This window comes from Actinomadura sp. KC345 (genome assembly GCF_004348515.1).
Lineage (GTDB): Bacteria > Actinomycetota > Actinomycetes > Streptosporangiales > Streptosporangiaceae > Spirillospora.
The window spans coordinates 1-6653 of record NZ_SMKH01000369.1 but is presented as its reverse complement, the minus strand read 5'-3'; the positions used below and the strand labels follow the sequence as shown (position 1 = coordinate 6653).

Genomic DNA, 6653 nt, shown 5'->3' with positions numbered 1-6653 from the left:
GTGAAGGTCCGGGGCCCATAACGTCGGAGGCGGGGGTCACAATGGGGGTATGTGCCGCAGTATCAAGACGCTTCGTCCTCCCTACTCGGAGGACGTGACCGACGAGGACGTCCGGGCGGCAGCGCTCCAGTACGTCCGCAAGATCTCGGGGTTCCGCGCCCCCGCGTCCCACAACGCGGAGGCGTTCGACCGTGCCGTCGAGGAGATCGCCCAGAGCACCGCCGCCCTCCTCGAAGCCCTGGAGATCCGAGGCCGCCGCGCAAGCTAATGCACGTTCAACGGTGACCTCGGCCACGCACGCGAGTGCGCTAACTGACCGGTGAGGCGACGCCGAAGGCGAGCCTCACCGGGAAGATCGCCGGTGATGGCCGAGCGAAGCTCGTCGTTTGGATGGTGGTGGGTGGGGGCTGGAGGACGGTTCGCACTCGCACAGGCCAGGTCACGGAGCGAGCCGCCAGGCGAGCGCACTGGGCCGTTCCTGCAATTTACACAGCGACCAGTTCGGCGATCTGGACGGTGTTGAGGGCCGCGCCCTTGCGGAGGTTGTCGCCGGAGCAGAACAGGGCGAGGCCGTTGTCGACGGTCTCGTCGCGCCGGATGCGGCCCACGTAGGTCGGGTCCTGCCCGGCGGCCTCCAGCGGCGTCGGGACGTCCGACAGGACGACACCGGGCGCGCCGGCGAGCAGCTCACTCGCCCGCTCCGGGCTGACCGGACGGTCGAACCGCGCGTTGATCTGCAGGGAGTGCCCGGTGAAGACGGGGACGCGGACGCAGGTGCCCGACACCTTCAGGCCGGGGATCTCCAGGATCTTGCGGCTCTCGTTGCGGAGCTTCTGCTCCTCGTCGGTCTCGGCGAGGCCGTCCTCCACGATCGACCCGGCCATCGGCAGGACGTTGAACGCGATCGGCCGCACGTAGACGTCCGGCTCGGGGAACTCCACCGCGGAGCCGGAGGAGGCGAGCCTGTCGGCGTTCTGGACGGTCTTGGACGCCTGGTCGTGCAGCTCGGCGACGCCCGCGAGCCCGCTCCCGGACACCGCCTGGTAGGTGGAGACGACGAGCGCGGTGAGGCCCGCCTCGTCGTGGAGGGGACGCAGGACCGGCATCGCGGCCATCGTGGTGCAGTTCGGGTTGGCGATGATCCCCTTGGGCCGGTTCGCCGCGGCGTGCGGGTTGACCTCGGCGACGACGAGCGGGACGTCCGGGTCCAGGCGCCAGCCCGAGGAGTTGTCGATCACGACGGCGCCGGCGGCGGCGACCTTCGGCGCGAGCGCCTTCGACGTGGTCTTGCCCGCGGAGAACAGCACGATGTCGAGGCCGGAGTAGTCGGCGGCCGTCGCATCCTCGACGGTGATCTCGGTGCCGTCCCACGGCAGCTTGCGTCCCGCCGAGCGCGCCGAGGCGAACAGCCGCAGCTCGTCGACGGGGAATCCGCGTTCGGCCAGGATTTCGAGCATCTTGGCCCCGACCTGTCCGGTGGCCCCGACGATGCCGACTCTCATGCCGCTCCCTCTGCTAGATCTCTTGGCCTGCCGGTCCTGCTTGACCCGGGCGGCGAGTCTGCCCAGGTCCGTGGCAGGACGTCCAGTCAATTACCCTACGCGGACCCTTCAAGCGCTCCTTAACGGAACGCGTCCAGCCCGGTCACGGCCTTCCCGAGCGTGAGCAGATGCACTTCCTGCGTGCCCTCGTAGGTCAGGACGCTCTCCAGGTTGTTCATGTGCCTGATCACCGGGTATTCGAGCGTGATCCCGTTGGCGCCGAGGACCGTACGGGCCTGCCGGGCGACGTCCAGCGCGGCGCGGACGTTCGCGAGCTTGCCGAACGAGACCTGCTGCGGCGTGACGTTGCCCTCGTCCTTGAGGCGCCCGATGTGCAGGGCGGTGAGGCCGGCCTGCCCAAGGGCGACCTCCATCCAGGCGAGCTTCTCCTGGGTGAGCTGGAAGGCGCCGATGGGCTTGCCGAACTGCTCGCGGGTCTTGGCGTACTCGACGGCCGCCTCATAGCAGGACCGTCCGGCGCCTATCGCGCCCCACACGATGCCGTAGCGCGCCTCCGAGAGGCAGCCGAGCGGCCCTCTCAGCCCCTTCGCGCCGGGCAGCATCGCGTCCGAGGGGACCCGCACGTCGTCCAGGACGAGCTCGGACGTGACCGAGGCCCGCAGCGACATCTTCTGGTGGATGTCGCCTGTGGTGAACCCGGGGGTGCCCTTGGGGACGAGGAAGCCGCGGATGCCGTCGTCGGTCTGCGCCCAGACGACGGCGATGTCGGCGGCGGACCCGTTCGTGATCCACATCTTGGCGCCGTTCAGGATCCAGTCGGAGCCGTCCCGCCGCGCCCGGGTGCGCATGGTGCCGGGGTCGGAGCCGCGGTCGGGCTCGGTCAGGCCGAAGCAGCCGAGCGCCTCCCCGGCCGCCATCTTCGGCAGCCACTCGTCCTTCTGCCCGTCCGATCCGTACCTGTGGATCGCCGTCATCGACAGCGACCCCTGGACGGAGATGAAGCTGCGCAGGCCCGAGTCGGCGGCCTCCAGCTCGCGGCACGCCACCCCGTAGCCGACCGCGCTCATCCCGGCGCAGCCGTAACCCCGGAGATGCATGCCGAGGAGCCCGAGCTTGCCCAGCTCGGGGGCCAGCTCGCGGACGGGGAACGTCCCCGCCTCGAACCAGTCCGCCACCCGCGGCACGACCCGTTCCGCCACGAAGGCCCGCACGGTGTCGCGGATCATCCGTTCCTCGTCGGTGAGCTGGTCGTCGACGCGCAGCACGTCCATGCGGCCTCCTTCTGCGGGGCTTGTTCCGCCCACGAGAGTACGTCGGGGACGCCTCCCGGAACGGTCAGGGGTTCACTCAGGGATCGATCAGGGCGAATCCGGATGTAAGAGTCGCCCGCCGCTGGGCATCATCGAGGCATGGACATGGAGAAGAACACCCCAGCGACCACCGACAGGAAGCTGCGCCGGACCCACGACGGGCGAATGCTCGCCGGTGTGTGCTCGGGCGCCGCGCAGTACCTCGGCATCGACGCCAACATCATCCGGCTCGGACTCGCCGTCTTCACCCTCTTCGGCGGCGCCGGGATCGCACTCTACGCGATCGCATGGGTGATCATCCCCGAGCAGGGGGCGCCGAAGTCGATCGCCGAGGACCTGTTCAAGAAGGCGAGCGACTCCCCGACGGTCCAGGACGCCGTCCAGAAGTCCAAGGACGCCCTCAACAAGAACAGGGACCGCACCCCCGCGTAAGCACCTCGTCATCAGCACGGCGCCTACGAGGCGGAGGCCGAGCGGCCGACACCGCTCGGCAGGTCGTCGCCGCCCGCTTGGGACGCGGCGACGGCAACGGGCTCGGCGCGCTCGACGGGCCCGCGCATGCCGCCGATGACGCCGCCGCGGACCTGGTTCCAGAGGAGCGTGAGGATCGCCGAGCACGACAGCCCGAGGACGCCCGCCAGCGCCACCACCGTCTCGGGCCCGAGCACCTGGGCCGCGGCGCCGCCGACGAGGATGCCGACGCCCTGCCCGGCGAGGATGCCGGACTGGGCGAGGCCGAACGCCTGCCCCCGTCCCGCCGCCGGGACCGCGGTCACGAACGCGGCGTTGGCCGCGAGCTGGTAGGCGCTGCCGACGCCCGACAGCGCCCACAGCGCGACGACGCCCCACAGCGGCGGGTGCAGGCCCGCCCCGATCAGCGGCAGGCAGGCGAGCATCGACATCCACCCCATGGCGCGCAGCCGGTTCGTGGGACGGACGAACCGGCTGAACAGGAACGCGCCCGCGACCATCCCCGTCGGCATCGCCGACAGCAGCAGGCCCACCGTGACGGCGCCGCCGCCGAACGTCGCCGCGTACGGCGCGGCGAGGCCCTCCGGGATCACGTAGAACGCGCACAGCCACGCGAACATCACGAGCGACCGCAGCACCGGGTCGCCGAACACCAGCCGCGCCCCGTCCCGCGTCCCGCGCCACAGGCCGAGCGAGGCGCCGTCGCGCCGCCCCTTGGGCGCCGCCCTCCGCCGCAGCCCGCCGATCAGGATGACGGCCGAGGCGCCGAACGTCAGCGCGTTCAGGGCGAGGGCCTCGCGCGTCCCGACGACGGCGACGACCGCGCCGCCCGCCAGGAACCCGAGCATCTGCGTCCCCTGGTGGGTGATGTTGTTGATCGCGGTCCCCGCCACGAACCGGTCGCCCTCCAGGACGTCCGGCAGGACGGCCGCACGCGCCGCGGAGAACGGCGCGCCCAGCAGGACCGTCAGGAACACCAGGACCGACAGCCCGCCGACGGGCATCGGCACCAGCGCCATGACCGCCATCAGCCCGGCCCGCAGCACGTCGGAGACGATCATGACGGTGCGGCGCGGGAACAGGTCGGCGAGCCCGGACAGCACGGGCCCGCCCACGATCGGCGGGATGTAGGTCAGGGCGTACACCAGCGCCGTCAGCAGCGCCGACTTCGTGTGGTCGTACACGAGCACGGCCAGCGCGACCTGCGCCAGCTGGTCACCGACGAACGACAGCGCCTGCGCCAGCCAGAGGGCACGGAACTCCCTCACCGCGAACACCTCGCGGTAGGTTGCCTGCCTCTCCGGCGGACGACGATGCCGGCCGGTCTGCCTTCCCGCCACGCACGCTCCAGTTCAGCCCGCCCGGTGTTGGGCGACCCTCCCTATTAACTCACGCTACGTGGCAACCGCGTGACCTAGAGTGCGCAATTCATGGGCTCAGTACCCGAGCTCGTGCAGCCTCCGGTCGTCGATCCCGAAATGGTGAGCGATCTCGTGGACCACGGTGATCCGCACCTCTTCCACCACGTCGTCCGGGGTGTCACAGATTTCGAGGATCTCATGACGGTAGATCGAAATGTGATCGGGCAGGACGGCGCCGTACCAGTCGCCGCGCTCGGTGAGGGGTACGCCTTGGTACAGGCCGAGGAGTCCGCGCTCGGGCGCATCGTCCTCGACGACGATGACAACGTTGCGCATGTGGGCGGTCAACTCGGGCGGGATCGTGTCGAGGGCCTCGCCCACCAGGTCCTCGAACGCTTCACGCGACAGCTCGATCACACCGATAATTGTGCTCGACAGAAAGGGGACACGTGCCCAAGGTCCGCGCCAGGACGGCAGACGCCCTCGCGACCCTGCGCCTCCGAGCCGCGCGAGGACTGCGCCCCCTCCTCATCCGCGCCTCCGCCGCCACCGCACGCGTCCAGGACATCTCCTCCCCCGTCACCCGCCGCGTCCGCCCGGTCGTTACCGGCCGCGCGTCCCGGTTCCTGCTCGTCATGGCGGTCGGCATGGCCGCCGGCTACGCCGGCCTCCTCCTGGGCGGACGCACCGTCACCCCCGTGGGGCCCACCGACGTACAGCTCACCCTCCACCCGTCCCTGCACGGCGGAACGAACCTTGAGCTGCCGCCACTCGGCTCACTCCAGCTCGACACCCACTGGGGCCCCGTCTCGCTTGAGGCGAACCTGAAGGACGTCCGCCCCGAGCAGGCCCAGAAGCTGATCGAGGACGGCGCCGAACTCGACCGCCTCACCGACCAGATCGCCGACCAGATCCGCGACGGCGTGGTCGCCCTCCTCCTCCGCGCCACCCTGATCGCCCTCGCCGCGGGCTTCCTCACCGGCCTGGCGCTCTTCCGCTCCTGGCGGCGCGCCCTCCTCGGCTTGGCCTCCACCGCCGCCGGGCTCGTCGCCGTCGCCCTCCTCACCTGGGCGACGTTCAACCCCCAGTCCATCGCCGAGCCCCGCTACACCGGCCTGCTCGCCAACGCCCCCCAGATCGTCGGCGACGCCCGCAGCCTCGTCGAGCGCTTCTCCGAGTACCGCGCCCAGCTCGCCCGTCTCGTCGGCAACGTCTCCGAGCTGTACGCGACGACCTCGACCCTCCCGACCTACGAGCCCGACCCGTCCACCATCCGCGTCCTGCACGTCTCCGACATCCACCTCAACCCCGCCGCCTGGAACGTGATCAAGTCCGTCAGCACCCAGTTCAAGGTCGACCTGATCATCGACACCGGCGACCTCATGGACCACGGCAGCGAGGCCGAGGACAGGTTCGCCGACGACATCTCCGACCTGGACGTCCCCTACGTCTACGTCCGCGGCAACCACGACTCCAAGGGCACCGAGGAGGCCGTCGCCGACCAGGAGAACGCCATCGTCCTGGACGACGACACCCGCGAGGTCAAGGGCCTGCGCATCTACGGCGTCGGCGACCCCCGCTTCACCCCCGACAAGAGCACCCGCGACGACTTCACCGGCGCCGACGCGATCCGCGCCGAAGGCCACCGCCTCGCCAACGGGCTCCGCGAGTCCGGCGAGACCCCCGACATCGTCGTCGCCCACGACCCCACCGAAGGCGAGGCGTTCTCCGGCCTCACCCCCCTCATCCTCGGCGGCCACGCCCACCAGCGCTCGACCAGGCTCCTCCCCACCGGAACCCGCCTGTTCGTCCAGGGCTCCACCGGCGGCGCCGGCCTGCGCGGCCTCGAACACGAGAAGCCCACCCCGATCGAACTCTCCGTCATGTACTTCAGCCGCGCCACCCACCGCCTCCAGGGCTGGGACGACCTCCGCCTCGGCGGCCTGGGCCTCACCTCCGCCCACATCGAACGCCACCTGGAACCCGACCCCGACCGCGCCATCAAGCCC

At 70.8% G+C, this 6653-nt stretch carries 7 protein-coding genes; 3 read left to right on the top strand and 4 right to left on the bottom strand.

Annotated elements, in window-relative coordinates; translation table 11 throughout:
- Positions 1–49 precede the first annotated feature (49 nt).
- A complete protein-coding gene (locus E1281_RS35575) occupies positions 50–268 on the top strand; it encodes a DUF2277 domain-containing protein (RefSeq protein ID WP_131884096.1) in 219 nt (72 codons plus the stop codon).
- 217 nt (positions 269–485) lie between these two features.
- Here the strand turns inward: E1281_RS35575 and E1281_RS35570 are convergent, their stop codons facing one another.
- Entirely contained in the window at positions 486–1502 is a 1017-nt protein-coding gene (locus E1281_RS35570; RefSeq protein WP_131884095.1) for an aspartate-semialdehyde dehydrogenase, read from the bottom strand.
- A gap of 119 nt (positions 1503–1621) precedes the next feature.
- The gene (locus tag E1281_RS35565) at positions 1622–2773 is read right to left on the bottom strand and encodes an acyl-CoA dehydrogenase family protein (RefSeq protein ID WP_131884094.1); all 1152 of its coding nucleotides are present in this window, start codon (positions 2771–2773) and stop codon (positions 1622–1624) included.
- 138 nt (positions 2774–2911) lie between these two features.
- On the opposite strand from E1281_RS35565, the gene E1281_RS35560 reads away from it, so the two are divergent.
- On the top strand, positions 2912–3244 hold the full coding sequence (locus tag E1281_RS35560; protein ID WP_131884093.1) for a PspC domain-containing protein: 333 nt from the start codon (positions 2912–2914) through the stop codon (positions 3242–3244).
- Between the two features lie 23 nt (positions 3245–3267).
- On the opposite strand, the gene E1281_RS35555 is transcribed toward E1281_RS35560, so the two are convergent.
- Together E1281_RS35555 and E1281_RS35550 are read right to left on the bottom strand one after the other, a co-directional pair.
- Complete coding sequence (locus tag E1281_RS35555) at positions 3268–4551, bottom strand: MFS transporter (protein WP_243717732.1); 1284 nt, start codon at positions 4549–4551, stop codon at positions 3268–3270.
- Positions 4552–4719: 168 nt separating this feature from the next.
- Positions 4720–5061 (bottom strand): metallopeptidase family protein, encoded by a 342-nt coding sequence (locus E1281_RS35550; protein WP_131884091.1) that lies wholly within the window; start codon positions 5059–5061, stop codon positions 4720–4722.
- Positions 5062–5093: 32 nt separating this feature from the next.
- On the opposite strand from E1281_RS35550, the gene E1281_RS35545 reads away from it, so the two are divergent.
- Positions 5094–6653, top strand: a 1560-nt coding sequence (locus tag E1281_RS35545) for a metallophosphoesterase (protein WP_243717731.1), incomplete at its 3' end; no start/stop codon positions are given.

What these genes read in the sequence shown, in the direction of transcription:
- E1281_RS35565 (WP_131884094.1), bottom strand. Translation starts at nt 2,773, where the DNA reads ATGGACGTGCTGCGCGTCGACGACCAGCTCACCGACGAGGAACGGATG.
- E1281_RS35570 (WP_131884095.1), bottom strand. Translation starts at nt 1,502, where the DNA reads ATGAGAGTCGGCATCGTCGGGGCCACCGGACAGGTCGGGGCCAAGATG.
- E1281_RS35560 (WP_131884093.1), top strand. Translation starts at nt 2,912, where the DNA reads ATGGACATGGAGAAGAACACCCCAGCGACCACCGACAGGAAGCTGCGC.
- E1281_RS35575 (WP_131884096.1), top strand. Translation starts at nt 50, where the DNA reads ATGTGCCGCAGTATCAAGACGCTTCGTCCTCCCTACTCGGAGGACGTG.